This window comes from Labrys sp. 22185, from assembly GCF_052045555.1.
Classification (GTDB): Bacteria; Pseudomonadota; Alphaproteobacteria; order Rhizobiales; family Labraceae; genus Labrys; species Labrys neptuniae.
In genome coordinates, this window is record NZ_JBQEPH010000011.1 from 54380 (window position 1) to 80331 (window position 25952).

Consider the following 25952-nt stretch of genomic DNA (forward strand, 5'->3'; position numbering starts at 1 on the left):
CGAGGCCCTCTTTGGCGAGAATGGCGCGAGATCCGGCTGCTGGTGCATGTATTGGCAGATCGGCAGTCTCTACCGACGGCGAGCCCCCACCCAAAATCGCGCCGCCTTCCGGTCCGTGGTCGAGACCGGGCCGCCGCCGGGCCTGCTGGCTTTCGCCGACGCAAGCCCCGTCGGCTGGTGCCAGATCGGGCCACGCCCATCCATCCCCCATATCGACCGCGTCTGGCGGCTGCGATCGCCGATCACAAACCGGTCTGGTCGGTATCCTGTCTCTACATCGCCAAGGGGATCCGCCGGCGGGGCGTCGCATCGCGCCTGATCGAGGCCGCAATCGATTTCGGCCGCGCCGGCGGGGCCACCACCATCGAAGCCTATCCGATCGACCGGCGCCTTTCGCCTTCCTCTTCCTCGACCGGTTTCGTGACCACCTTCGAGCGGCTCGGTTTCCGGTATGCTCCCTCCCCGACGCCGGAGCGGCCGATCATGCGCCTCGACCTCGGGCAGGCCTCTAGCTGAATGCCCCCATTGGTTCGCAAGGGTTTTTGCCCTATATCAAGGGCCTTCAATCAATCGGAACCACCATGTCTGGCCTCGCCAACCGCCCCTATCTGAAGATGAACGGCATCGGCAACGAGATCGTCGTGCTCGATCTCACCGACGGGTCGCATGCCGTGACGCCGGCGGAAGCCCGTGCCATCGCGGCGCATGAGCCGTTCGATCAGCTGATGGTGCTCTATCCGCCGCAACAGGCGGGGAGCGACGCCTTCATGCGCATCTTCAACGGTGACGGTTCCCAGTCCGGGGCCTGCGGCAACGGCACGCGCTGCGTCTCCTGGTATCTGATGCCGGTGCTCGGCAAGGACCGCCTCATGCTGCAGACGCCGACCAGCCTGGTCGAGGCCCGGCGTGCGGAAGCGGATTTCACCGTCGATATGGGCCCGCCGGCCCTGGACTGGCAGGCGATCCCCCTCGCCCGGGACGCCGGCGATACCAGGGCGATCGACTACGCCTATGGCCTGGCTGGGGCTCCCGTCCTGCAATCACCGAGCGTGGTGAACATGGGCAATCCCCACGCCGTGTTCTGGATCGACCGCGACCCGGCCGAGATCGATCTCGCCACCATCGGCCCGGCCATCGAGCACGATCCCCTGTTCCCCGAGCGGGTGAACGTCTCGATCGCCCAGGTCCGCGACAGCGGCCATATCGTGCTGCGCGTGTGGGAGCGCGGCGCCGGCCTCACCCGCGCCTGCGGATCGGCTGCCTGCGCCACTGGCGTCGCTGCGGCTCGGCTCGGTTACACCGGGCGCAGGACTCGCATCAGCCTGCCGGGCGGCGACCTCCGGATCGAATGGCGCGAGGCCGATGGCCACGTGCTGATGACCGGGGCAGCGGAACTCGAACATGAGGGCCGCTTTGCGGCCTCCTGGTTCGCCGACGCGGCATGACCGAGATCGTCACCTTCGGCTGCCGCCTCAATATTCACGAATCGGAGGCGATGAAGACGGTCATCGGCTCGCGCGACGACCTGACCGTGATCAATTCCTGCGCGGTGACGGCCGAGGCGGCGCGCCAGGCCAGGCAGGCCATCCGTCGGCTCAAGCGTGAGAATCCGCAACGACGGATCGCCGTCACCGGCTGTGCCGCACAGATCGATGCCGACCGTTTCACCGCCATGCCGGAAGTCGACTTCGTGGTCGGCAATGCCGAAAAGCTGAAAGCCCGGACCTGGGCCTTCCTGACCGAGACTTCGGGCATGCTGGTCACCTCGGACATCATGGCGGCCGACGACATCGCCTTGCCTGAGATCGAGCGTTTCGAAGGCCGTGCCCGCGGCTTCGTGCAGATCCAGAATGGCTGCGACCACCGCTGCACCTTCTGCATCATTCCCTTCGGCCGCGGCAATTCGCGCTCCCTGCCGCCGGAGATGGTGATCGCGCAGATCCGCCGCCTGGTCGAGGCCGGCTACAAGGAAATCGTTCTGACCGGGGTCGACCTCACCAGTTATGGCCCCGACCTACCCGATCCCCTGCCCCTGGGCTCGCTGGTGCGTCGTATTCTGCGCGAGGTGCCGGACCTGCCGCGCCTGCGCCTGTCGTCCATCGATTCGATCGAGGCAGACGCCGATCTGATGCGGGCCCTGGCCGAGGATGACAGGCTGATGCCGCATCTGCATCTGTCGCTCCAGGCCGGCGACGATCTCATTCTCAAGCGCATGAAGCGCCGGCATTTGCGCCGGGATGCGATTCGCTTCTGCGCCGAGGCCCGGCGCCTCCGGCCCGACATCGTGTTCGGCGCCGATTTGATCGCCGGTTTCCCCACCGAGGACGAGGCGATGTTCACCCGTTCGCTCGATCTCATCGAGGAGTGCGGCATCACCTATCTGCATGCCTTCCCCTTCTCGCCGCGGCCCGGCACGCCGGCGGCGCGTATGCCACCCGTCGACGGTGCCGAGGTGAAGCGCCGCGCCGCCCGCCTGCGGGAGGCCGGCGACCGGGCGATGGCACGCTTTCTTGCCAGCGAAACCGGCGAGATCCGCGAGATCTTGATGGAGCGCGGCGGCATCGGCCGCACTGCTCAATTCGCCGCCGTGCGGCCCGACAGGCCCGCGGCCCCGGGCAGCTTCATGCGCGTGCGGGTCGAGGGGCAGCAAGGCCGGGAATTGCTGGCGACGGCGTTGTAGGCCGCGTCTCGGCATTGTCTTCGAAGCACGAACCTGCCGGCGAATGGCCGCACGTCGCCATATCCGCATCCTGGGAACCGGGAGGGCGTCAAGAGCGGGCAGCCACGATGTCGGCGCTCCGCACGACACAATTGCGCCATGTCTGATTCATCGACCATTCAGCCTGGGCAGGCCAAGATAGCTTCAACAGCACTGGCGTCGGCAAGATTTACGTAACGTTTACCTTGTTAGAATGCGCTCGAGAGATTCTGTGCGCATGATGGACTCGCCGACTGGAGCCTCGTGCCGAAACGTGGACGCCGGTCTTCGGCGGAAACGCGACAACAACCCACGGCATCGGGCCCGAACCCGAATTCGGGTCCGGCGCTGCAAACGGCCCCGGAGACCGGCGTGACGATTTCGCATTTCTTTCGATCGGCGCTCGGCGCCAGCCTTTTCCTTACAGCCGGCCTGACGCCTTCCCTGGCAGCCGCGGCCAGCGCCAGGACGGCGATCAATTACGGTGTCACCCTTGCCGGCTTCCCCATCGGCACGGCGAATCTCGCCATCAATCTGAGCGACGGCGGCCCCTACAAGATCGACGCCTCCGCCAAGGTGGGTGGCCTGATCCGCCTGATCAGCGACGGGCGCGGCTCGGCTTCCTCTTCGGGAAAGCTCGGCTCCAGCCAGGTCCGCCCGACGGCCTATACCCTCACCTCGGTGGCGGGCAAGAAGCCGCAATCGGTGCAGATGGCTCTCGCCGGCGGCAATGTCACCGCCCTGCAGTTGCAGCCCGACCTGCCGCCGCGCAAGGATCGCGTGCCGCTCACGGACGCCAACAAGCACGGCGTGATCGACCCGCTTTCGGCCGTGCTGGTACCCGTGACCGGCGGCCAGGCCCTCGATGCCGCGGCATGCCGACGTTCACTCCCGGTGTTCGACGGAGCGCAGCGTTTCGATATCAAGCTGTCCTATGCCCGTACCGAGCAGGTCAGCGGCAAGGGCTACGCCGGCCCCGCCATCGTCTGTTCGGCGCGCTATGTGCCGATCGCCGGCCACCGGCCTTCGCGCTCCCAGACCAAATTCATGGTCGAGAACCGCGACATCGAACTATGGCTTGCACCGATCGGCGAGACGCATGTACTCGCGCCGTTCAAGATCATCATCGGTACCCAGATTGGACGCCTGACCCTCACCGCCTCTCGTTTTGGCGGCGATGCAGATTGAGCCGGATGGGGCTGTGCCGAAACGAAACATCGAGGTTAAGCCTGATGTCGGCCCATTTCGGCACTGGCCTATTTCAATCATCCCCACGGATCGGGATTTCATCGTCCTTAGCCGACTATCGACTGGTCCGCGTCAGCCTTATGACGAGCCGTTTCCTGTCTGGGATCGGCATCTTCTCCAGGCATTCGAGGCAGAACTGCCGCGTATAGCGATGTTCTTCTCCTTCCAAACCCATTAACGCCCCTCGGCCAGGCAGTCGTTCGACCGATCTGAGCCGCCCGATTCGTCGGTGATTCGTTCAGGGTTTGGCTGCATTCCTCGCCCTGATTAACGAGAAGAGATCGGCCTTAAGTTGCCGGCTTAGTTTCTTGTTAGCCATGACCGCGGCGAGTGCAGACAGAAAACGCTCATGAAGCCGCGATGCTCGAACTCGCTGTCCGTGCGCGGGTGCATCCAACGACTGCCAAATCAGCTTCGTTGGGACACCTCGATCCCAAGCCGTGATCCAGGCTCAGCCGTTCGCCTCTCGAACGGACTTCGCCCGATTGTAGTCAGTCGATCTCGAAGACGCCCGTGACCGGCACGTGGTCCGAAGGCTTTTCCCAGCCACGGGCTTCGCTGAGAATCTCGATCGACCGGGCCGTGCCGGTCAGGCTCGGGCTCGCCCAGATATGATCGAGCCGCCGGCCGCGATTGGAGGCAATCCAGTCGGCCGCGCGATAGCTCCACCACGTATAGAGTTTGGCCGGCTCGGGCGTGAACTCGCGCATCAGGTCGATCCAGCCGCCAACGGCGATCATCGCCTTCATCGCTTCGGTTTCGACCGGCGTATGCGAGACGACGTCGAGTAGCTGCTTGTGGCTCCAGACATCATGCTCGAAAGGCGCGATGTTGAGGTCTCCCACCAGCAGGGCACGACCATTGGCTTGCGGAAAATCACCGGCAAACCACTCATGCATCTCCGCGAGAAAATCGAGCTTGTGGCCGAATTTCGGATTGAGCTCGCGGTCGGGAATGTCCCCGCCCGCCGGCACGTAGAAGTTGTGAACGGTGAGCGGCTGCTTCAGGCCGGCTTCAGCCCCAAGGCGGATCGAAATATGCCGGGCGTCGCCCTTCTGGCAGAACTCACGCTTGTCGACCATCTCGAAGGGCAAGCGCGAAAAGATCGCTACGCCGTGATAGCCCTTCTGCCCATTGAAGGCGATATGCTCGAAACCGAGCTTACGCACATCGTTGAGGGGAAACTTGCCATCCTCGACCTTGGTTTCCTGCAGGCAGAGGATGTCCGGGTTTTTCTCCCTCACCAAGCGCTCGACCAGCCCCATGCGCAGACGAACCGAATTGATATTCCAGGTGGTGAGGGTGATCTGCATGGAAAAAACACTCGGGTGAGGGTGGGCCGCCACGCCCGGCGTGGCATGTCTGTTTGGGGGGATAACCGCCGGGTAGGCAGCGTCTCCGGGTTGACCGCAGCCGATCATGGCGGACCCATCTCCTCGCTAGGTCTGAGGATCGGTCCGGCTGCGACCAGAAAGAAGTTGGCAGCTACGGCCCTCGATCCGATTCCGAAAACCGACCGGACCCATAGGCTTTGCTATCTTGTCGCTTTTCCGAAAGCAGGATGAGCTTCCGGCCGGGATGGGCTAGCCACGCAAGCGGCGGCAGAGATCGTCGAGTTGCTCAAGCGATTTGTAGCGAATCTTCAACTCGCCTCCATCGCCGCGATGATCGAGCACGACCTTGAGACCGAGCACGTCCGAGATGGTCCGCTCCAGCGCAATCGTATCGGGGTCCTTCTCGACGCGGCTGCGCGCCCGCAAGGTCTTGCCGGCACTTTGCGACTGGTCCTGCACGATACTCTCGGCATCGCGCACCGACATGTTCTCGTCGATGATCAGTCGGGCCACGCTTTCGGGATCGGAGACCGACAGGAGGGCACGGGCATGCCCGGCCGTCAGTTTGCCGCTTACGACATTGACCTTGATCGCATCGGGAAGCTTGAGCAGACGAAGCGTGTTTGCCACATGGCTACGGCTCTTGCCGATAACCTTGGCAAGATCATTCTGGGAATAGGAGAATTCCTCGATCAGACGATCATAGCCAATCGCTTCTTCGATGGCGTTGAGGTCGGCACGCTGGACGTTCTCGATAATCGCAAGTTCGAGCGCTTCCTTATCGGAAGCTTCGACAATCGTTACGGGTACATCATGAAGTTCGGCCCGCTGCGCAGCACGCCAGCGCCGTTCGCCCGCGATGATCTCATAGGCATCCATGCTGCCGGCAACAGCGCGAACCAGGATAGGCTGAATGATGCCTTTCTCACGGACAGAATTGGCGAGATCCTCGAGTTCTTCCTCGCTGAAATTCTGCCGTGGATTCTTGGGGTTAGGCCGCAGGAAGCCCGTCGGCACCCGGCGTTGGCCGCGAGCCCGTTCAATCGCCGCCCCCTCCTCGCCAGCGTCGCCGATCAAGGCGGCCAGGCCGCGCCCCAGGCGCGGACGCATTCTATCATCAGAAGTCATGATCGCTCCTTACGCAGCACGCAACAATTTCTCGCGCTGAATCACTTCGGAGGCGAGACGAACATAGGCCTGGCTACCCGGGCATTTGAGGTCATAGAGCAGCGAAGGCTTACCATAGGACGGCGCTTCCGAGACACGAACATTGCGCGGAATGACCGTTTGATAGACTTTCTCACCCAGGAAATCGCGCACATCCGCCATGACCTGCCCAGAGAGATTGTTCCGAGCATCATACATGGTCAGCACCACACCGTGAATGCTGAGATGGGGATTGAGCGAATTGCGCACCTGCTCCACCGTACGCAGCAGCTGCGACAACCCTTCCAGAGCAAAGAATTCACATTGCAGGGGCACCAGGACCGCATCTGCAGCTGCCATGGCATTCACCGTGAGAAGATTGAGTGAGGGCGGGCAATCCACCAGGACATAGGAGCAGGGAAAATCACTCGACGAAGCCAAGGCGTGAATGGCCTTGCGCAGACGGAATGCACGATCGCGCTCACCGGCGATTTCAAGCTCGACCCCGAGCAAATCCATATTGGAGGGCGCCAGATGCAGCCGTGGCACCACGGTTTCGACGATCGCAGCACGCAGATCGCAATCACCGACCATCACATCATAAGTGGTCCGCACGCGCTGCTTCATGCCGATACCAAGACCCGTAGAAGCATTGCCCTGGGGATCGAGATCGATGATCAGCACATCTTCGCCGATTGCGGCGAGGGCCGTGCCGAGATTGATGGCTGTCGTGGTCTTGCCAACCCCACCCTTCTGATTGGCAATAGCGAGAATACGCGGCAACGTCATGGCACCCATCTTTCCTGCAGCCCAAAGCGTGGAAACGGCATCTAAATGTCACCCGCCCAGGCGCTTTATCGCGGTTTTGATCGAAACAATCTGCCCGGTCGAGTCAGTAAGGCTCGGTATCAATTCCGCCTGGATATTCCAATATTTAGTTGCCTGGGTCAATTCCTGCCCTACATCTTGTCCCTTGAGAAACAGCGCCTGCGCGCCCGTTTTCAACAGCTCCTCGCTATAGTCGAGCAATTCTGGTAGCGATGCCAGAGCGCGCGCCGTGATCATATCCGCGCCGTCCGACCAGCCGGATACGAAATCTTCGATTCGAAGGGCATGCACTGTCGCGGGCGCGTTGGTTATGCGGGCCACTTCTCGCAGAAAGGAGGCCTTGCGTCCGTTCGACTCGACGAGATGCACTCGAAATCCCGGGATGGACTTGTTCGCTATTGCCAGGACCATGCCGGGAAAGCCGGCACCACTGCCGAGATCAACAACCGTCCTGGCATGGCCCAGCAGAGGAAGCAATTGAGCGCTGTCGGCTATATGCCGGGTCCAGACTTGCGAGAGGGTGGACGGCGCCACCAGATTCTTGACCCTTTGCCAGCGTTGCAGGGCATCGACATAGAGGTCAAAGTCTCCAACTGTTTCACGTGAAACAGGGAGGGATCGCAAGGCTGCTTGGCGGTCAGTGTCCAGAGTCATGCCCGGACCATGGCTGATCCGGCTTCTGGAGGCAAGCAAGACCTGGAGTAATCCAACGCTACGGCTAGCCCGAACCGTGTGGGTTTGAGAACGCTCGCTCGTCAGCCACCTGCCTCAACCCGGCTGCGCTCCCTCATACTTCGAGCGGTTCGATCGACGTTCTCGAAGTTATTCGATACGAGTCCGAATCGATCAAAGGACTGCTCTTGCCTGCTTGCGCTTGCGTAGCGCTGCCAGCAGAAGGGTGGTTGCCGCCGGCGTGATACCGTCGATCCGGCTCGCCTGGCCAATGGTCCGCGGTTGCACGCTGGCGAATTTCTGCCGGGTCTCGTTGGAAAAGCCGACGACAGCCTGGAAGTCAAAATCACTAGGAATTTCAATGTCTTCGTCACGGCGAAAGGCCGCCACATCCGCCTTCTGCCGCTCCAGATAAACAGCATATTTGGCTTCGATCTCGACCTGCTCCAGCACCGTCCCCTCGAACTCGGCCGCCTCAGGCCACAGCCGGGCCAGATCGGAGAAACCGACATTGGGATAGGCGAGGAGATCGAAAGCGGAGCGCCTGACGCCGTCGCGGTTGATATGGATGCCGGCAACCTCGGCCTGGTTCGGCGTCACCGAAACGGATCGGCTCCAGACCAGGGCCGCGTCGAAGGCGGCCTGCTTGGCCTTCCAGGCCCGTTGCCGCTCCGCCCCGACCAGGCCGAGGGCGAGGCCGCGGTCGGTCAGGCGCCGGTCGGCATTGTCGGCCCGCAGGGTCAGGCGATATTCGGCCCGCGAGGTGAACATGCGATAGGGCTCGCTGACGCCGCGGGTAACCAGGTCGTCGATCATCACGCCGATATAGGATTCGTCGCGGCGGAAGCTCACGCCTTCACCGCCAGCGGCCCGGCGGGCTGCATTCAGGCCAGCAACCAGGCCCTGCGCACCCGCTTCCTCATAGCCGGTGGTGCCATTGATCTGCCCGGCCAGGAACAGCCCACGTACCCGCCGCGCCTCCAGCGTGGCGTCGAGCTCGCGCGGATCGATATGGTCATACTCGATGGCATAGCCGGGCCGGATCATCCGAACCTTCTCCAGGCCCGGAATGGTCACCAGCATGGCCTGCTGCACATCCTCGGGAAGGGAGGTCGAGATGCCGTTCGGGTAGACGGTGCGATCGTTCAAGCCTTCCGGCTCCAGGAAGATCTGGTGGCCGTCCCGCTCGCCAAAGCGTACCACCTTGTCCTCGATCGACGGGCAATAGCGCGGGCCCCGGCTTTCGATCTGCCCCGAATAGATTGGAGCCCGGTGGATGTTGTCCTGGATGACCTTGTGGGTTTGCGGCGTGGTGCGGGTAATGCCACAGGAAACCTGCGGATTGGGCAGCTGTGTGGTCAAGGTCGAAAAGGGTTCCGGCGGCTCGTCGCCGGGCTGCATCTCAAGCGAAGCCCAGTCGATGGTTCGGCCATCGAGACGGGCCGGCGTGCCCGTCTTCAGCCGTCCCAGCTCGAAACCGATACGGGCAAGGGTCCGGGAAAGGCCGAGTGCCGGAGCCTCGCCGACACGGCCCGCCGCAATCCTGGTATCGCCGATATGGATGATGCCGCTCAAAAAGGTTCCCGTGGTCAGGACAACCGATCCGCATCCGAATCGATCACCCTTCGTGCTCGTGACAGCCCGGACCCGACCATCCATGATCTCGATATCATCGACTTCCGCCTCGATCACGGTCAGATCGGCCTGCTCGGCAATCGCCGCCTGCATGGCGGCCGCGTAAAGGGCTCGGTCCGCCTGTGCCCGCGGCCCGCGCACGGCGGGTCCCTTGCGGCGGTTGAGCACGCGGAACTGAATGCCGCCCTGATCGGCGACCCGTCCCATCAAACCATCGAGCGCGTCTATCTCGCGTACGAGATGTCCCTTGCCGAGCCCGCCGATCGCGGGGTTGCAGGACATGGTGCCGATGGTCTCGGCTCGATGGGTGATGAGAGCCGTCCGGGCGCCAAGCCGTGCAGCGGCCGCCGCCGCCTCGCAGCCGGCATGGCCGCCACCCACCACGATCACATCGAATTGCCGGTTCATCATCGAATCCATTCGCCCGCCATCCGCGGCTTCGAACGCCCATTCGTCATTGCAAACGCAGCCATACGGATCCAGGCATTGAACCCAGGATCGTCCGGCTGCGCTGACGGTGACGGCGCAAATATCCGTGTTTCGCTGCAGCTCTTACGCCGAAGCAGCCTCTGCGTCAAAACCAGCGTGAGATCCAGAACCCGAAGAACCGGGACCGACCCAAACATAGCGGCAATTCCGGATGCCTCGTTCCCGCCTACTTGCCGATGCAGAATTCCCGGAAGATCACGTCATAGATCTCGTCGATGTCGACCCTGCCCGTCAGCCGGCCGATGGCCCGCACGGCCAGGCGCAAATCCTCGGCGACGAATTCCACTGGCGTTGCCTCATCCGCCGCCCGCACCGTGGCCAGGTGCGCCGTCACGGTCTCGAGTTCCCGGCGATGGCGCTCCCGCGTCACCAGGGCGGTCTCGCCACTCTCCAGGGCCTTTCTGGCCGCCTGTTCGAGCCGCTCGAGCAAGGCGGGCATGCCTGCGCCACTGCGGGCCGACAGGCCGAGCTCGAAGCCCGCAGGGAGAGTGTGGGGCGGGGGGTCTTGGCTATCGTCCTGCTTGGTGAGAACACGCAGGAGGGGAGCGGGCGGCTCGGGCGGATCCGCACGAGCATCGCCAGCCTCCAGCCAGATCACCAGATCGGCACGGTCCAAGCTCGCCCGAGCCCGCTCCACGCCGATCGCCTCGACCACGTCGTTCGTCTCGCGCAGGCCGGCCGTGTCGATCAGGGTCACCGGATAGCCGCCAAGATCGAGATTGACCTCCAGCGTATCGCGGGTGGTGCCGGCAATGGGAGAGACGATGGCGACATCGCGCCGGGCCAGGGCATTGAGCAGCGTGGACTTGCCGGCATTGGGCGGTCCCGCAATCACCATTACCGCGCCCTCGCGCAATCGCTCGCCGCTGCGCGCGCCTCGCAAGGCCATCTCGATCTCCGCCAGCAAGGCCTCAGCCCCGGACCGGACCGAGTGGAACAGGGCAGGGACGTCCTCTTCGTCCGGAAAGTCGATCTCGGCTTCCATCAGCGCCAACAGGCCGGCAAGGCGCTGCCGCCAAGCCATGGCCGCCCGCTCCAGCGCGCCACCCGCCTGGCGCAAGGCCTGGCGCCGCTGGCTTGATGTCTCGGCCTCGACCAGGCTGGCGATACCCTCCGCTGAGGTCAGATCCATCCGGCCATTGGCGACGGCCCGCCGGGTAAACTCACCCCGCTCGGCCAGGCGAAAGCCCGGCAGGGCGGTCAGGGCCGCGATCACCCCGGCAATGATGGCCCGGCCGCCATGCACCTGCAATTCGGCGACATCCTCGCCCGTAAAGCTGGCCGGGCCCGGAAAGAACAGCACCAGCGCTTCGTCGAGCACCTCGCCGTTGCCGGGATCCTTCAGACGCCGCAACGCGGCACGGCGCGGCTGCGGCACACTTCCGGCAATCGTTTCCAATCCGAATCGAACCGAGGGACCGGACAGCCGGATCACGGCAACACCGGCCCGGCCGACACCCGAGGCGAGCGCGACGATGGTCTCAGCCATGAGCGAACACTCCGCCCGCCCGGACAGATCCCGCCCTTGATGACACCGAAGCGCTTTCACTTCCCGGCCGGCGACCCCATACTCTCTTCTCGAAGGAGAGGCTGCCATCATGTCCACCGCGCTGCAAAACAACCTCGCTCATGAAACCAGCCCCTATCTGATCCAGCATGCCGGCAATCCGGTGCATTGGCAGCCCTGGGGCGAAGAGGCCCTGGCGCTTGCCCGGGCCCAGAACAAACCGATCCTGCTCTCCGTCGGCTACGCCGCCTGCCATTGGTGCCACGTCATGGCCCATGAGAGCTTCGAGAATCCCGACATCGCCGCCGTCATGAACGAGCTTTTCATCAACATCAAGGTGGATCGCGAGGAAAGACCCGATATCGACCAGATCTACATGACGGCTCTTCACGCTCTCGGGGAGCAGGGCGGCTGGCCTCTCACCATGTTTCTCACACCCGGTGGCGAACCCTTCTGGGGGGGCACCTATTTCCCGCCTGAATCGCGCTATGGCCGTCCTGGCTTCGTCGACGTGCTCCGGGCCATTGCCAAGGCCTACCACACCGATTTCGAGCGGGTCGGCCGCAATCGCCAGGCACTGCTTGGCGTGCTCAACCGCATCCCCCAGCGTGGCGATCGCGCCTTCGGTGCCGACGGCCTCGCCCAGGCGATCGCTGCCTTGGCCGGCATCACCGATCCCGTCAATGGCGGCACCAAGGGTGCGCCGAAATTTCCGAACGCATCCTATCTCGAATTGCTCTGGCGCGGCGGACCGGGCAGCGAAGCCCGCAAGCTGATGCTGCTGACGCTGGAGCGCATCTGCCAGGGCGGCATCCGCGATCATGTCGGCGGCGGCTTTGCGCGCTACAGCGTCGATGAGTATTGGCTGGTGCCGCATTTCGAGAAGATGCTCTATGACAACGCCCAATTGCTCGAATTGCTGGCGCTGGCCTGGCAGGAGACCAAACGCGATCTCTATCGCCAGGCGGCCATCGAACTGGTCGAATGGCTGCAACGCGAGATGCTGGCGGGAGACGGACAAATCTCGAACAGCGTGGCTTTTGCCGCTTCTCTCGATGCCGATTCGGAGGGGCATGAAGGCCGCTTCTATGTCTGGAAACCGCATGAACTCGTCGAGATCCTCGGTGTCGATGATGCCGAATTCGTGGCCCACACCTTCGACATCGCCGACGGAGGCAATTGGGAAGGCCAGTCCATTCCCAATCGTCTCGGCAAGGACGACCTCGAGCCGGCGCTCGAAATAGGCTGGCAGGATCTGCGGCCCAGGCTGATTGCTGAGCGGGCCAAGCGCGTCGCGCCAGCCCGCGACGACAAGGTCCTGGCCGACTGGAACGGTCTCGCCATTGCAGCGCTCGCCCGTGCTTCCGTCATATTCGACAGGCCGGACTGGCTCGCTCTTGCCCAGGCAGCCTTTCGTTTCGTCGCCGAATCCATGGCCGACGGGCCGCGCCTCGGCCATTCCTGGCGCGAGGGCCGGCTGCTCAAGCCGGGCCTAGCCAGTGATCTCGCAGCCATGATCAAGGCGGCGCTGGCCCTGCACGAGGCCGGAGCGGGGCAGGCCTATCTCGATCGGGCCCTTGGCTGGGCAGAGGCGATCGAACGCGACTATGCCGATGCCGAGGGCGGCGGATATTTCCTCACCGCAGAGGACGCTGCGGCGCTGATCACCCGGCCGCGCTCCACCCTCGACGAGGCCGTTCCCAACGCCAACGGCATCATGGCGGACAATCTGGTCCGTCTCGCTGCCTTGACCGGCGAGCAGCGCTGGCTACAGCGCGGCGACGAGATGTTCACGGCATTGTCGCCGGCAATGGCCGGCAATGTCTTCGGCCACGCCTCCCTGCTCAATGCCCTCGACCTCAGGCTCCATGGCCTGGAAATCGTGGTGCTGGGCAGCGGGGCGACGGCCGATCAGCTTTATCGCTCTGCGCTCGATCAACCCTTTCCGAGCCGGACCATCCTGCGGGCAGCGCGGATTGAGGAACTGCCCGCGGGGCATGCCGTGCGCCAGGCCGATGCCGGTGGCGGGCCAGCCGCCTTCGTCTGCTCGGGGCAACGCTGCTCACTTCCTGTCGGGGATCCAGCGGCGCTCGCCGAGACGATCCGCTCCATGCGGGGCGCCTAGGCAAAGCAAGCACCGCCTGTTTCACGTGAATCACCGGCAGCCTGTTTCACGTGAATCAGGTGGGAAGGCCATGCGGTTCAACCTAAGCTACGTCGAAGTTCGCACGGCCTCTATCGAAGCGTTCCCCCTACAGGAGAGCGGTTTGGGGTCGGAGGGTGATTCACGTGAAACAGGGTTAATTATATCCGGTACTTCCTGCCGCCGTTCATACCGATTGGCCCTGGAGGCAGCGTCCACCTTCGCCTGGGAACCAGAATCGCCCCTTCTTGCCCGCGACCGGTCCGTTCCGTTTCCGAATCGGTGCCGGACGCAAAACGGCCCGGCATTGCTGCCGGGCCGTCTGGAACGATCTGGGCGGATGCCTCAGGTGTTCATCGAGTCGAAGAAGTCCGCATTGAGCTTGGTCTGCCGGAGCTTGTCGAGCAGGAACTCGATGGCGTCGACCGTGCCCATCGGGTTGAGGATGCGGCGCAGCACATACATCTTCTTGAGAATGTCGTTCGCCACCAGCAGTTCTTCCTTGCGGGTGCCCGAGCGAGTGATGTCGATCGCCGGGAAGACACGCTTGTCGGAAACCTTGCGGTCGAGGATGATTTCGGAGTTGCCGGTGCCCTTGAACTCTTCGAAGATGACTTCGTCCATGCGCGAGCCGGTCTCGATCAGCGCCGTCGCGATGATGGTCAGCGAGCCGCCCTCTTCGATGTTACGGGCCGCGCCGAAGAAGCGCTTAGGACGCTGCAGGGCGTTGGCGTCGACACCGCCGGTCAGCACCTTGCCGGAGGACGGCACCACGGTGTTGTAGGCGCGGCCGAGGCGGGTGATCGAATCGAGCAGGATGACCACGTCGCGGCCATGCTCGACCAAGCGCTTGGCCTTCTCGATCACCATTTCCGAAACCTGGACGTGGCGGCCAGCCGGTTCGTCGAAGGTGGAGGAGATCACCTCACCCTTCACCGAACGCTGCATGTCGGTGACTTCTTCCGGACGCTCGTCGATCAGAAGCACGATCAGGTAGCATTCGGGATGGTTGGCAGTGATCGACTGGGCGATATTCTGCAGCAGCACCGTCTTACCGGTACGCGGCGGCGCCACGATCAGGGCGCGCTGGCCCTTGCCGATCGGCGAGACGATGTCGATGACGCGCGAGGAATAATCCTTCTTGGTGGCGTCGCCGATCTCGAGCTTCAGCCGCTGGTTGGGATAGAGCGGCGTGAGGTTGTCGAAATTGATCTTGTGCTTGGTCTTGTCCGGATCTTCGAAATTGATCGTATTGACCTTGAGCAGGGCGAAATAGCGCTCGCCATCCTTGGGAGAGCGGATGATGCCCTCGACCGTATCGCCGGTGCGCAGACCGAATTTGCGGATCTGCGAGGGTGACACATAGATGTCGTCAGGGCCGGGCAGATAATTGGCCTCGGGCGAGCGCAGGAAGGCGAAGCCGTCCTGCAGCACCTCGACGACACCTTCGCCGACGATCTCGACCTCGCGATTGGCGAGCTGCTTGAGCACGGCGAACATGAGTTCCTGCTTGCGCATCGAGGAAGCGTTCTCGACCTCGAGTTCCTCCGCGAAGGCAAGCATTTCGATTGGGGTTTTGGATTTGAGATCCTGAAGTTTGATTTCCCGCATGGGGGTCCTTGTTGGGGGATGGATTCGTTGGGTCACGCGCATCAAAGAAGCGCGAATAAGAAGATTCTCGGGGGGAACAGGTCTTGTTATCGCCAGACTTAGTCTTGCGTCAGCGCCGTGGCCGGGTTCGACACCCATACCCTCAAGACGCCAGCCTGCAATGGAAGGAGAAGGGCTTTATACAGCCGGCCCTGCGCCTGGGCAAGCGGGCGGACCGGCCAAATGTCGAAAAAGCGTGAAATCCTCAGAAGGGCTTCACCACGACCAGGATGACGATAAGAATCATCAGAACGGTGGGAATTTCGTTGATCATCCGGAAGAATTTCGCCGGGCGGACATTGCGGTCCTCGGCGAATTCCCGCGTCAGCTTCGAAAACCAGCCATGCACGCCCGAAAGCAGCAGCACAGCCAAGAATTTCGCGTGGAACCAGGGCTGGCTGTAGAAGCCAGACGACCACACCAGCAGCAGGCCGAAAATCCAGGTTGCGCCCATGGCCGGGTTGATAATGGCCTTCAGGAGGCGGCGTTCCATCACCTTGAAGGTCTCGCTCTGGATCGAGCCCTTGGCGGCTTCGGCGTGATAGACGAACAGGCGCGGCAGATAGAGCATGCCCGCCATCCAGGCGATCACGGCGATGATGTGCCCCGCCTTTACGAGATCATAGGCCGTGCCGCCATATTCCATCACGTCGTTCCTGCATTTGGTGGGTGCCGCCCCTTCTCCTCGTCAGCGAGAAGGCTGCTTTTCCGGCACGGATTATCACCAGTCTAACAACCCTAGCCCCTGATTCGCTTCAGCATCTGCTCGACATGGGCGATCGGCGTCTGCGGCACGATGCCGTGGCCCAGATTGAAGATGAAGGGCTTGCCGGCGAGGTTTTCGAGAATGCGGTCGAGCGCCCGGTTCAGGGGATCGCCGCCCGCCACCAGCGCCAGGGGGTCGAGATTGCCCTGTACCGGCTTCAGCGGCTGGATTTCCTGTGCCGCCCAGGCTGGATCGACCGCCCAATCGAGCCCGATGGCATCGACCGCCACATCCTGCGCATAATCGCGATAGAAGGAACCCGCGCCACGCGGAAAGCCGATGATGCGCGCTCCGGGACGGCGCGCCCTGACGCCCTCAACGATGCGCTTGGCAGGTTCGATAGCCCAGCGCTCGAATTCGTCCGGCGGAAGGATGCCCGCCCAGCTGTCGAATATCTGGACAGCGTCGACGCCATTTTCAAGCTGAGCCGCCAAATAATCGATCGAAGCCGCCACCAGTCGGTCGATCAGGGCGGCGAAGAAGACCGGATCCTGATAAGCGGCGAGGCGTGCGGGCAGCTGGTCCTTCACCCCGCGTCCGGCGATCATATAGGTCGCCACTGTCCAGGGCGCCCCGCAAAAGCCGAGGAAGGTCACATTGACCGGCAGCGTGGCCTTGACCTGGCGGATGGTCTCGAACACAGGCGCTAGATGATCGAGATCGACCTGGCTCTTGAGACCCGCCAGGCCGGCAAGGTCCGTGACCGGCTCCAGCCGCGGGCCCTCCCCCTCCTCGAACCAGACTTTCTGTCCCAAGGCATCGGGCACCACCAGAATGTCCGAGAACAGGATGGCAGCATCGAAGCCGAAGCGCCTGATCGGCTGCAAGGTCGCCTCGATGGCGAGATCGGGCGTGTAGCAGAAGTTCAGAAAGCCCGAAGCCTTGGTCCTGATCGCCCGGTATTCCGGCAGATAGCGTCCCGCCTGGCGCATCAGCCAGATTGGCGGCACCGGCTGAGCCTTGCCGGCAAGGACATCGAGGAGAGCTTTGGTCATATGGGTCAGGCTTTCTCGGCAATACGAGGCAGGGGCGATGGATCGAACCGGGCGCTTCGGCCGGTTGGCCCTGCTGGAAGATTGAGACGTCGCTGGACTATCGCATCCATTCTTGAGGGCGTTCGGAAATCCAGCTCGGCGACAGGGTTCGCCCGATCCGGCCTACCGCCAGAAAAAATGAAAAAGAGAGATATGAATCTTCATTCTCTTTCTTCTTAACGCCTCGTTTACCGTGCTTCCTTGCCGTCCACAATCTATTCACAGGCGGCAGGCAAGCGTCGTCGAAAATTCAGTGCGAAAAATCGGAAGAAAGCCGCGCTGATTCCAGCCGTTGAATCAAGGCGGTGGCGGCAAGCTCGGGGTGAGGGCGCCGAGTCTCACTTAGCGCCTTATGAGTCTTTTGCAGCCGAGCACGCGGAATCCCATCCCAAGCGATCAGCCTGTTGATGAAAGATCGAGTTCTTCCACAGCCTCTCTTAAGAAGGGGTTAAGGGCCTTCAGCTGTCCCCACTTGTCCACAAGGCCATCCCGCGCTACGTCCTGTCATGGCCACAAGAAGCTTCTTCCATCTTCACCTGGTTTCGGACTCCACCGGCGAGACTTTGATCATGGCCGGGCGAGCCGTCGCCGCCCAGTATCCGGCAGTCTCGGCGCTCGAGCATATCTACCCGCTGGTACGCAGCGAGCGCGATCTCGACCGCACCATCGCCGAGATCGAAGCCAATCCGGGCGTGGTGCTCTATACCCTGGTCGAACCGGAACTGGCGGAGCGGCTGGAGCGCAGCTGCCGCGAGATGGGCGCTCCGGTATTATCGGTGCTGCAGCCGATCTTCGATCTGTTCAAATCCTATCTCGGCACCGAGGTGATGGTGAAGCCCGGCGCCCAGCATGTGCTGAATGCCGACTATTTCCGCCGCATCGACGCGCTCAACTACACGATGATGCATGATGACGGCCTGATGCCGACCGATTACGAGGAAGCCGACGTGCTGCTCCTCGGCGTCAGCAGAACCTCCAAGACGCCGACCTCGATCTATCTAGCTCATCGCGGCGTCAAGACCGCCAATATTCCACTGGTTCCCGGCGTGCCGCTGCCGCCGGAAGTCGAGCATCTGAAGAATCCGCTGATCGTTGGCCTGTTCGCCTCGCCCGAGCGCATCGTGCAGATCCGCGAGAACCGTGTGCTGACCCTCAGCCCGCATCACGAAGTGGACACCTATACCGACCGCATGGCCGTGGCCGAGGAGATCGCCCAGTCCCGGCGCCTGTTCTCCCAGCGCGGCTGGCCGATGATCGATGTCACCCGCCGTTCGATCGAGGAAACCGCGGCGGCCATCCAGGGCCTGCTGCGCGCCCATCGCCGCGCCCGCATCGTGGAGACGTAAGGGCAGCTGCTGTCGTTCATGCTGTAGCGCCGGATACAACGTCGAGGCGCGGGAACGGTTATGTCTTCACCGACAGAGCTTGGCAGGATCGTCGGGATTCGACTTCGAGATCGCCTTTTTGTCATTGCTTCGCTGCGCTCGCAATGACGACGGGTAATCCGGCTGGAATTGGGCTGGTTTGGTAGGTTCGGGAACGATTGACGATGATTGCCGATGCAACGCCTGTGGCGCCGAAACCTCGCCCGGTTCTGAGCTTTCTCGTCCACCTCGCCTTCTGTCTCATCGGCATCGCCCTCGCTTCGCTCACGGCGGCCCTGACCTATATCGGCGCGATCATGGTTCGGTCCGATACCGGCCTCGGCGATGCCGGGGATGCCCCGACCCTGATTGGTGCCCTGGCTTATATGACCGTGCTGCTCGCCGGCCTGCCGGCACTGCTGACCCGTGCCCTCATGCACCTGCTCGGCTGGCGGGCGCCCTGGCCCTATATGGCGGCGGCGGCGATCGTCGCGGCCGTCGGTGCGGTCTATCTGATGTTCGGTACCGAGTGGATTTCCAACGGGAACCCCGAACTTGCCGGCGTAGCCCTCGACTTCGGTTTGATGGGGGCGCTCTGCGGCCTGGTGTTCTGGCTGGTGGCGGTATGGCTGCCCGACCGCCTTTTGAGGCGCTAGCGCCGCTGCATCCTGATTGATTGGGTCATTACGCTTGGCCTGAGCCCCGCGTGACTGGCCGCCGGCAGCTGCTTGCGTTCTATGGCGAAACATCTATTCTTATTGAACAAATGTACAACAAGAGATCAGGTCGAGATGCCCCGCAATCCGCGCTACGACATTCTGTTCGAACCGGTGCGCGTTGGCCCGGTCACAGCACCCAATCGCTTCTACCAGACACCGCACGCCACCGGCATGGGCTATCTCAGGCCGGAAAGCGGCGCCAAGCTGCGCGGCATCAAGGCAGAGGGCGGCTGGGGTGTAGTCTGCACGGAATATTGCTCGATCCATCCGAGTTCGGACGATTCGCCCTTCGGCTTCCTGACCCTGTGGGACGAGGACGATGTGCGCTCGCTCATGCCCACGGTGGAAGCCATCCATGATCATGGCAGCCTTGCCGGCGTGGAGCTGTGGCATGGCGGCTCCCATGCCAATAACCGCCTGACGCGCGAGCCCGTCCTGGCGCCGTCGGCCCGTCCGGCCCTGATTCCGCAGCCGGGCAGTGCGCGCGCCATGGACAAGGCCGATATCAAGGCGTTCCGGACCTGGCACCGCGATGCTGCCCTGCGGGCCAGGCGGGCCGGCTTCGACATCGTCTATTGCTATGCCGGCCACGATTATCTGCCGTTCCAGTTCCTGTCGCCCCGCCTCAATCTGCGCGGCGACGAATATGGCGGCAGCCTCGCCAATCGCGTCAGGCTGCTGCGGGAACTGATCGAGGACACGCATGAGGCCGTCGACGACCGCTGCGCGGTTGCCGTGCGCCTGTCGGTTGACGAATTGCACGGGCCGCGCGGCATCACCTCCCAGGGGGAAGGACGGGAGATCCTGGCCATGCTGGCGGAGCTGCCGGATCTGTGGGACGTCAACGTCTCCGGGTCGCTCGGCAATGATTCCCGCTCCGCCCGCTTCAGCGACGAAGGCTTCCAGGAAGAGCATGTCGCCTTCGTCAAGGCTCTCACCAGCAAGCCGGTGGTCAGCGTCGGGCGTTTCACCTCGCCCGACAGCATGGTGAGCCAGGTCCGGCGCGGCATCCAGGATTTCATCGGCGCCGCCCGCCCCTCCATCGCCGACCCCTTCCTGCCCAGGAAAATCGATGAGGGCCGGGAGGACGAGATCCGCGAATGCATCGGCTGCAATATCTGCCGTTCGGCCAATAACGAGGCCGTGCCGCTGCGCTGCACGCAAAATCCCACCATCGGCGAGGAATGGCGGCGCGGCTGGCATCCCGAGCGCATCGAAACGACGGCCGGCGGGCCGTCACGCGTGCTGGTGGTAGGCAGCGGCCCGGCGGGCCTCGAATGCGCCCTGACCCTCGGGCGCCGCGGGCATCGCGTGATGCTCGCCGAGGCCGAGCGCCGGCTCGGCGGCCGTATCAATCGCGAATCCACCCTGCCGGGGCTCGCCAGCTGGGCTCGCGTGCGCGACTACCGCCTCACCATGATCGGCAAGCTGCCGGCCATCGAGCTCTTTCCGGAAAGCCCGCTCGCTGCCGAGGACGTTTTGGGGCTCGAGGCCGAGCATGTCGTGCTCGCGACCGGCAGCCGCTGGCGGCGCGACGGCATCGGCAGCCTCGGCGAGGAGGCCGCTGACCTCGGCACCGGCCAGATCCTTACGCCCGACGACATCTTCGCCGGTGCCGAAGTCGGCGGGCCGGTGCTGATCTATGACGACGAGCATTACGCCATGGGTGGTGCTCTGGCCGAGACCTTCCGCAGGCAAGGCCATGAGGTGCGGCTGGCCACTCCGGCAGCCATGTTGTCGAGTTGGACCGCGATGACGGACGAGCAGTTCTTCATCCACAGGCGGCTCCTGGAACTCGGCGTGGAACCGCTGCTCGGCCAGCGCCTGGCCGGAGCGGCGGAAGGCGTGGCCGAACTCGCCTGCACCTATACCGGGCGGATCCGCCGGCATGATTTCGGCGCCCTCGTCCTGGTCACCGGCCGCATGGCGGAGGATGGCCTCTATCGCGAGCTGGCCGATAGGGCCGGGCAGTGGGCGGCGGCCGGCCTCCGCTCCGTCACCCGCATCGGCGATTGCCTGGCACCCTCGTCGATCGCCGACGCCGTGCATGCCGGCCATCGCTGGGCCCGCGAGTTCGACAGGCCGCCGGCCGAGGTCGTGCCGCGCCGGGAGCGGCCGCTGCCGGCTTGAAGCTGGCGTTTCCGATATCATCCTTCGCTTCTACCGCAGGGGCCCCAGCGCGCTTTCGAGCAGGCCGAGACTAGCCTCTTCGGCCTCGACCGGGGTCACCGCCTTGTCGTCGAGGCACCATTCCAGCCAGAGGCCGTCGACCAGGGCGATGAAATTGCGGGCGAGCCCGGCCGCGTCGACCGGGCGGCTGCGATGGGCGGCAATGGCAGCGATTTCGACGGCCAGTTCGCCGCGATAGGCCTCGTAGAGGCGGCGATGGGCCTGGCGCAGCTTGTCATTGACGGCGATCTCGCCCCACAGCGCCAGCCAGACCAGCAGATTGTCGCGGGTGAAGGAACGCGGCTGGAAATTGGAGCGCACCAGGGCGAGCAGGACGGCCTCAGGCGGGTTCCCTGTCCGGTCTTGCCGCTGCCGGCGAGCCTGCGCGATATGCTCGCTGACGCTTTCATAGAGCGAGGATTGGTAGACCTCGACCAGGAGATCGTCGAGGCTGCCGAAATGATGGTTGATCAGGCCGCGCGAGACCTGGGCTTCCTTGCAGATGCTGTCAATGGTGAAGGCGGCGATACCGCCCTTGGCCAGAGCGCGTATGGCGGCCTCGATCAGCTGGCGCCGGCGGACGTCCGCGGTTTCGCGGTTGAAGCGGGGCGCGCGCTTGGCGGGGCGGGGCGGTGTCGGCGAAACGGAGCTCAAACCCAATCGCTTTCTTCCGACACCGGCGTGCGCTCAGTTCCTGGGCGGCGTGCCGATATCGAAGCTGAAATATCTCTTGGCGAGCTTGTCGAACTCACCGCGCTTGTAGACGGCAGTGATGCCCGCATCGAGCCTGGCCTTCAAGTCGATATCGACCTTGCGCAGGCCGCCGGCGATACCCGCCTCGAAAATCGGGTCCTTGGGCACGTTCTTGACCTCGCAGCATTCGCCGTCCTTGCCCTTGAGAAAATCGGCCAGCGCGATGCTGTCGGCCAGGCCGAGATCGAGGCGGCCGGCGACGAGATCGGCATTGGCAGCATCCTGGGTCGAGTAGGTCTTCACGCTGGCTTCGGGATAGGCGCGAGCGATATAATCGGCATAGACCGTACTCGTCTGCACGCCGACGGTCTTGCCCTTCAGCCCGCCAGGCGAAAAGTCGAAGCTGTCGCCCTTAGCGCCGACGAAGTGAGCCGGGGTGGTGTAATAGGGGATGGTGAAGGCGATCTGCTGGGAGCGTTCCGGCGTGATGCCCATCGAGGCCCAGATCACGTCGATCTTGTTTGAATTGAGCGCCGGGATGATGCCGTCCCAGGCGGTCTGCACGATCTCGCAATCGAGCTTGGCGGCCTTGCAGACGGCCTTGGCGAGATCGACCTCGAAACCGACCCATTGCCCCTCGGCATCCTTGGCCGCGAAGGGCGGATAGGGTTCGGCGGCAAGGCTGACGCGGGTCGGCGCGGCCTCGGCCCCGGTGATGGCGACGTAGAGCAGGGCGGCGGCGGCGATACAACGCGTCCCGATGTGAAGAGGCATGGTGTCTTTCCGTTCTCTCTGGCTGCACAGGCATGACCGCGGAGGATCGGATGATCGGCAGGGACAGGCATGAACGTTTCCCGATGCCGAGCATCCTCCGCCACGGCTGCTTTTCTTTCTTATTGAACAAACGTACAACAAGAGAAGCGGCGATGCAATGGGCGTGGTGAGGCAGGGCGCGCGTCAACCCGGCCCTTGCAATCTTGCTCGCACGGAAAGGGATTATTCGGGTCCAAATATTATGGTGTTCGCCAGTGGCGGCGCTCGCCAAGCGTCGTCGGGCTCAGGTCATGGCCCGGTATCAAAAACCGAAAACACGGAGCGCGACCCGCCTTCTCCATGCAGTGGGGAAGGTGGCATTGCGGAGCAATGACGGATGGGGTGTGGTGGGCAACGTGATAGCCATTGGAGGTTTGCATGACGGTGATGCAAACCTATTACGTGCGGAGCGTTGCCCGCCACAACCCCACCCGACCCGACTTCGTCGGGCCACCCTCCCCACTGCGTGGAGAGGGCAGATCGTCTCGTTCTGCTAGGCCCTGCGGTGTTAGGCTGAGGAACCGAGCAACGCCGGTGACCTATACTATCGCCGCCACGGCCTCGAACAGCTGGAGATTCAGCCTGTCGGTGGGATCGTCCACCGGTTCGGGTTGCGACGACATCTTGACGATCACCACCTCGGCGGCCGGGTTCACATAGAGCCACTGGCCGTGAATGCCGATGGCCAGGAAGGCGCCATTGGCATAGCCGGTCTGGTACCATTTGTTGCGATAGCGGCCCTGGCCGAGCAGATGCACGAAATCGCCCTGCTGCCAGGCTTCCCTGCTGCCGCCCCGGCAGGTGTCCTCGACCCAGTTTCGCGAGACGATGCGGGTGCCGTCGAGACTGCCGCCCTGGCGCATCATTTCGCCGACACGGGCAAGATCCCGCGCACTCATGCTCACGCCGCCCGCGGCGCGCGCCGTGCCTGCGGCATCGACCGTGACGGCGCCATCCTGGCGGGCACCGATCTTCTGCCATAGACGCGAGGAGGCGTAGTCGGCATAGCGCTCGCCGCTGGCCCGTTCGACCACAATGCCAAGCAGGTCGGAATTGGGCGAGCGGTAGCGGAAGGGGCCGCCATGCTCGCCGGCGCCCTTGGGCATGGAGGCGATAAAGCCCAGCAGCGTGCCGGGATCCTGGCCCGGCGCCGAGGGGTTCCACAAGGTGGCGCGCCGATAGCGGGCAAACTCGCCGGTGGGATCGAGATAGGCTTCCTCGAAGGAGAGGCTGACGCGCATGTCGAGCAGATGGCGCACGTTGGCGTCGGCAAAGGCCGAACCGGCGACCTCGGGCACATAGTCGGCGATGGGCGCCTCGGGGTCGAGCCGTCCCTCGTCCTCGGCGACACCGGCCAGGATCGCGGTCAGCGATTTGGAGATGGAAAAGACGATATGTCTGTCAGCACTGGTGAAATGCGGGGCATGGTAGTCGGCGACGAAGCGGCCCGATTTCATCACCACCAGGGCATCGGTGGAGGTCTGCGCGAGGATGGCGGCAATGGAATGACTGTCACCGCCGATCGCCAGAGTCTCGCGCAGCAGGCCGGAAGGATCGGCGTCCGGCGTCTCGGGCTTGGCGGCTTTGGCGGCGATGCGTGCGGTCGGCACCAGTTCGGAAACGTTGCGGAAAGCCCAGACATTCCAGGGCGCCTGGCGCCAATTGGAAAGCTGTACGGCATTGCGGGAAAAACCGTAGGCGGATTCGAAGGCTGAATGAGGCATGGGTGCTGAAGATGCGTCAATAATTGATGGGAGATCAGGGGTGTGGTGCAGCCGGCCTTCTCCCCTTGCGGGAGAAGGTGCCGTAGCGAGGTCCTTTCAGGACCTCGCGTTCAAGCAGGAGACTTGGGGGCGGATGAGGGGAGAAACGCAACCTTGCTGAGAGGACGGTGCGACCCCTCATCCGGCCCGGCCGCGCCGGTCCACCTTCTCCCACAAGGGGAGAAGGCTAAGGCGCGTCATTCTGCCCGATCGGGACGGACAGCGCCTATTTCTGCAGCTCGGTCCAGATCTTGCTGTAGAGCTCGGTCACTTCGGGCGGGCAGGCATGCGAGAACTCGGCGGTCTTCATGATCGCCTCGGGCACGTTGACCTCAGGCGCATCCTTCATGTCGGCCGGCATGAACTTTTCCGAACCGGCGATGCCGTTGGCATAGCGGTGGAAGGCCGAGTTCATCGCCGCGTTTTCAGGATCCATCATGAAGTTCATGAACAGCTTGGCGTTCTCGACATTCTTGGCCTCCTTCAGCACGACGATGTTGTCGCTCCAGAGCTGCACGCCTTCCTTGGGATAGCCGTAGTGGATCTGCGGGTGGCCCAGGCGCTGGCGCAGGGCCGAGCCGTTCCAGTCGCTGGAAGCCTTGAAGTCGCCGGCGCCCATCTTCTCGATGGTGTTGTATTCCATGGCGATCCAGTTGGGCTTGGCCTTGACCAGGGTGTCGCGCACCTTCTTGAGCAGGGCCTTGTCGCCATCGCACATCTTGCCGCCATTGTAGCGGATGGCGGCGTGGATAACGTCGTTCATCTCGGGCACGACATTGGTCTTGCCCTTCAGCTCGGGCGGCGTGTCGAAGATGATGCCCCAGGTGTTGATGTCGCCCTTGTAGACGTCGGTGTTAACAACGACGCCGACCGTGCCCCAGGCCCACGGCACCGAATATTTGCGGCCGGGATCGAAGGGCGGATCGGCCCATTCCTTGGCGACGTTCTTGAAGTTCTCCATCTTGGAGGGATCGACCTCCTGCACCAGGCCTTCGGAGATCCAGATCGGGATGAAGTTCTGCGAGGGCATGGCGATGTCGTAGCCCGTGCCGCCCTGGCGCACCTTGGCGAGCGCCGTGTCATTGGAGTCGTAGTCGGTGATGGTGACCTTGACGTTGTATTTCTGCTCGAACTTCTTGATCATCTCCGGGCTGGTGTAGTTGCCCCAGTTGAAGATGTTGAGCGCGCCCTCCGCGCTGGCGAGGCTCGTGGATGCGAGCAGCGCCAGGGCGGCCGCTGTGGCCGTCGATTTCCAGTTCATCTCTGTCTCCCGTTACAAAG

Annotated in this window: 21 protein-coding genes; 8 read left to right on the forward strand and 13 right to left on the reverse strand. The window is 63.4% G+C overall.

Translation table 11 applies throughout. The annotated features are described in order from the left end of the window. The first annotated feature begins 177 nt into the window (after positions 1-177). The 4 genes from ACTJKX_RS21080 (at position 178) to ACTJKX_RS21095 (ending at position 3886) form a co-directional block, all read left to right on the forward strand. Entirely contained in the window at positions 178-516 is a 339-nt protein-coding gene (locus ACTJKX_RS21080; protein WP_440726397.1) for a GNAT family N-acetyltransferase, read from the forward strand. 65 nt (positions 517-581) lie between these two features. Next, the gene (dapF, locus tag ACTJKX_RS21085; protein ID WP_440726398.1) at positions 582-1445 is read left to right on the forward strand and encodes a diaminopimelate epimerase; all 864 of its coding nucleotides are present in this window, start codon (positions 582-584) and stop codon (positions 1443-1445) included. Further along, positions 1442-2680: a tRNA (N(6)-L-threonylcarbamoyladenosine(37)-C(2))-methylthiotransferase MtaB gene (gene mtaB, locus ACTJKX_RS21090; protein ID WP_440726399.1), complete on the forward strand. Its 1239-nt coding sequence runs from the start codon at positions 1442-1444 to the stop codon at positions 2678-2680. Before dapF ends, mtaB begins: the two co-directional genes overlap by 4 nt. A 390-nt stretch (positions 2681-3070) precedes the next feature. Continuing rightward, the gene (locus tag ACTJKX_RS21095; RefSeq protein WP_440726400.1) at positions 3071-3886 is read left to right on the forward strand and encodes a DUF3108 domain-containing protein; all 816 of its coding nucleotides are present in this window, start codon (positions 3071-3073) and stop codon (positions 3884-3886) included. Positions 3887-4437: 551 nt separating this feature from the next. Here the strand turns inward: ACTJKX_RS21095 and xth are convergent. The 6 genes from xth to mnmE all read right to left on the reverse strand — a co-directional run bounded on the left by xth (position 4438) and on the right by mnmE (position 11539). After that, on the reverse strand, positions 4438-5259 hold the full coding sequence (gene xth / locus ACTJKX_RS21100) for an exodeoxyribonuclease III (protein WP_311934050.1): 822 nt from the start codon (positions 5257-5259) through the stop codon (positions 4438-4440). A gap of 270 nt (positions 5260-5529) precedes the next feature. Then, positions 5530-6408: a ParB/RepB/Spo0J family partition protein gene (locus tag ACTJKX_RS21105; protein WP_311934051.1), complete on the reverse strand. Its 879-nt coding sequence runs from the start codon at positions 6406-6408 to the stop codon at positions 5530-5532. A gap of 9 nt (positions 6409-6417) precedes the next feature. Then, positions 6418-7224 (reverse strand): ParA family protein, encoded by an 807-nt coding sequence (locus tag ACTJKX_RS21110; protein WP_311934052.1) that lies wholly within the window; start codon positions 7222-7224, stop codon positions 6418-6420. Between the two features lie 39 nt (positions 7225-7263). Beyond that, complete coding sequence (gene rsmG, locus ACTJKX_RS21115; protein ID WP_394310756.1) at positions 7264-7908, reverse strand: 16S rRNA (guanine(527)-N(7))-methyltransferase RsmG; 645 nt, start codon at positions 7906-7908, stop codon at positions 7264-7266. 192 nt (positions 7909-8100) lie between these two features. Continuing rightward, positions 8101-9969 (reverse strand): tRNA uridine-5-carboxymethylaminomethyl(34) synthesis enzyme MnmG, encoded by a 1869-nt coding sequence (gene mnmG, locus ACTJKX_RS21120; protein ID WP_440726494.1) that lies wholly within the window; start codon positions 9967-9969, stop codon positions 8101-8103. Between the two features lie 247 nt (positions 9970-10216). Beyond that, a complete protein-coding gene (gene mnmE, locus ACTJKX_RS21125; RefSeq protein ID WP_440726401.1) occupies positions 10217-11539 on the reverse strand; it encodes a tRNA uridine-5-carboxymethylaminomethyl(34) synthesis GTPase MnmE in 1323 nt (440 codons plus the stop codon). Positions 11540-11648: 109 nt separating this feature from the next. On the opposite strand from mnmE, the gene ACTJKX_RS21130 reads away from it, so the two are divergent. After that, positions 11649-13682: a thioredoxin domain-containing protein gene (locus ACTJKX_RS21130; RefSeq protein ID WP_440726402.1), complete on the forward strand. Its 2034-nt coding sequence runs from the start codon at positions 11649-11651 to the stop codon at positions 13680-13682. A gap of 363 nt (positions 13683-14045) precedes the next feature. Here ACTJKX_RS21130 and rho read toward each other — a convergent pair whose 3' ends face one another. The 3 genes from rho to hemE all read right to left on the reverse strand — a co-directional run bounded on the left by rho (position 14046) and on the right by hemE (position 17111). Continuing rightward, positions 14046-15311: a transcription termination factor Rho gene (rho, locus tag ACTJKX_RS21135; RefSeq protein WP_068283433.1), complete on the reverse strand. Its 1266-nt coding sequence runs from the start codon at positions 15309-15311 to the stop codon at positions 14046-14048. Between the two features lie 244 nt (positions 15312-15555). Beyond that, entirely contained in the window at positions 15556-15996 is a 441-nt protein-coding gene (hemJ, locus tag ACTJKX_RS21140) for a protoporphyrinogen oxidase HemJ (protein WP_311934058.1), read from the reverse strand. Positions 15997-16088: 92 nt separating this feature from the next. Beyond that, a complete protein-coding gene (gene hemE / locus ACTJKX_RS21145; protein WP_394310749.1) occupies positions 16089-17111 on the reverse strand; it encodes a uroporphyrinogen decarboxylase in 1023 nt (340 codons plus the stop codon). A gap of 545 nt (positions 17112-17656) precedes the next feature. Here hemE and ACTJKX_RS21150 point away from each other — a divergent pair. From ACTJKX_RS21150 to ACTJKX_RS21160, 3 genes are all read left to right on the forward strand, one after another. Then, positions 17657-18496 (forward strand): pyruvate, water dikinase regulatory protein, encoded by an 840-nt coding sequence (locus tag ACTJKX_RS21150; protein WP_311934060.1) that lies wholly within the window; start codon positions 17657-17659, stop codon positions 18494-18496. 203 nt (positions 18497-18699) lie between these two features. Continuing rightward, positions 18700-19170, forward strand: a complete 471-nt coding sequence (locus tag ACTJKX_RS21155) for a hypothetical protein (protein WP_440726403.1) — start codon at positions 18700-18702, stop codon at positions 19168-19170. Positions 19171-19305: 135 nt separating this feature from the next. Beyond that, positions 19306-21363 carry an oxidoreductase gene (locus ACTJKX_RS21160; RefSeq protein ID WP_440726404.1) on the forward strand — a complete coding sequence of 686 codons (2058 nt, stop codon included), beginning with the start codon at positions 19306-19308 and terminating at the stop codon, positions 21361-21363. Positions 21364-21393: 30 nt separating this feature from the next. Here ACTJKX_RS21160 and ACTJKX_RS21165 read toward each other — a convergent pair whose 3' ends face one another. The 4 genes from ACTJKX_RS21165 to ACTJKX_RS21180 all read right to left on the reverse strand — a co-directional run bounded on the left by ACTJKX_RS21165 (position 21394) and on the right by ACTJKX_RS21180 (position 25932). Then, a complete protein-coding gene (locus tag ACTJKX_RS21165) occupies positions 21394-22062 on the reverse strand; it encodes a TetR/AcrR family transcriptional regulator (RefSeq protein WP_440726405.1) in 669 nt (222 codons plus the stop codon). A gap of 27 nt (positions 22063-22089) precedes the next feature. Then, entirely contained in the window at positions 22090-22869 is a 780-nt protein-coding gene (locus tag ACTJKX_RS21170) for a transporter substrate-binding domain-containing protein (protein WP_440726406.1), read from the reverse strand. 578 nt (positions 22870-23447) lie between these two features. Next, a complete protein-coding gene (locus ACTJKX_RS21175; protein WP_440726407.1) occupies positions 23448-24632 on the reverse strand; it encodes a serine hydrolase domain-containing protein in 1185 nt (394 codons plus the stop codon). A 265-nt stretch (positions 24633-24897) separates the two neighbouring features. After that, positions 24898-25932 carry an ABC transporter substrate-binding protein gene (locus ACTJKX_RS21180; protein ID WP_311934068.1) on the reverse strand — a complete coding sequence of 345 codons (1035 nt, stop codon included), beginning with the start codon at positions 25930-25932 and terminating at the stop codon, positions 24898-24900. Positions 25933-25952 lie beyond the last annotated feature (20 nt).

Excerpts from the sequence above, each read along its gene's own strand:
- dapF (WP_440726398.1), top strand. The coding sequence starts at position 582 with ATGTCTGGCCTCGCCAACCGCCCCTATCTGAAGATGAACGGCATCGGC.
- mtaB (WP_440726399.1), top strand. The coding sequence starts at position 1,442 with ATGACCGAGATCGTCACCTTCGGCTGCCGCCTCAATATTCACGAATCG.
- xth (WP_311934050.1), bottom strand. The coding sequence starts at position 5,259 with ATGCAGATCACCCTCACCACCTGGAATATCAATTCGGTTCGTCTGCGC.
- ACTJKX_RS21105 (WP_311934051.1), bottom strand. The coding sequence starts at position 6,408 with ATGACTTCTGATGATAGAATGCGTCCGCGCCTGGGGCGCGGCCTGGCC.
- ACTJKX_RS21110 (WP_311934052.1), bottom strand. The coding sequence starts at position 7,224 with ATGGGTGCCATGACGTTGCCGCGTATTCTCGCTATTGCCAATCAGAAG.
- rsmG (WP_394310756.1), bottom strand. The coding sequence starts at position 7,908 with ATGACTCTGGACACTGACCGCCAAGCAGCCTTGCGATCCCTCCCTGTT.
- mnmG (WP_440726494.1), bottom strand. The coding sequence starts at position 9,969 with ATGAACCGGCAATTCGATGTGATCGTGGTGGGTGGCGGCCATGCCGGC.
- mnmE (WP_440726401.1), bottom strand. The coding sequence starts at position 11,539 with ATGGCTGAGACCATCGTCGCGCTCGCCTCGGGTGTCGGCCGGGCCGGT.
- ACTJKX_RS21130 (WP_440726402.1), top strand. The coding sequence starts at position 11,649 with ATGTCCACCGCGCTGCAAAACAACCTCGCTCATGAAACCAGCCCCTAT.
- rho (WP_068283433.1), bottom strand. The coding sequence starts at position 15,311 with ATGCGGGAAATCAAACTTCAGGATCTCAAATCCAAAACCCCAATCGAA.
- hemJ (WP_311934058.1), bottom strand. The coding sequence starts at position 15,996 with ATGGAATATGGCGGCACGGCCTATGATCTCGTAAAGGCGGGGCACATC.
- hemE (WP_394310749.1), bottom strand. The coding sequence starts at position 17,111 with ATGACCAAAGCTCTCCTCGATGTCCTTGCCGGCAAGGCTCAGCCGGTG.
- ACTJKX_RS21150 (WP_311934060.1), top strand. The coding sequence starts at position 17,657 with ATGGCCACAAGAAGCTTCTTCCATCTTCACCTGGTTTCGGACTCCACC.
- ACTJKX_RS21155 (WP_440726403.1), top strand. The coding sequence starts at position 18,700 with ATGATTGCCGATGCAACGCCTGTGGCGCCGAAACCTCGCCCGGTTCTG.
- ACTJKX_RS21160 (WP_440726404.1), top strand. The coding sequence starts at position 19,306 with ATGCCCCGCAATCCGCGCTACGACATTCTGTTCGAACCGGTGCGCGTT.
- ACTJKX_RS21170 (WP_440726406.1), bottom strand. The coding sequence starts at position 22,869 with ATGCCTCTTCACATCGGGACGCGTTGTATCGCCGCCGCCGCCCTGCTC.
- ACTJKX_RS21175 (WP_440726407.1), bottom strand. The coding sequence starts at position 24,632 with ATGCCTCATTCAGCCTTCGAATCCGCCTACGGTTTTTCCCGCAATGCC.
- ACTJKX_RS21180 (WP_311934068.1), bottom strand. The coding sequence starts at position 25,932 with ATGAACTGGAAATCGACGGCCACAGCGGCCGCCCTGGCGCTGCTCGCA.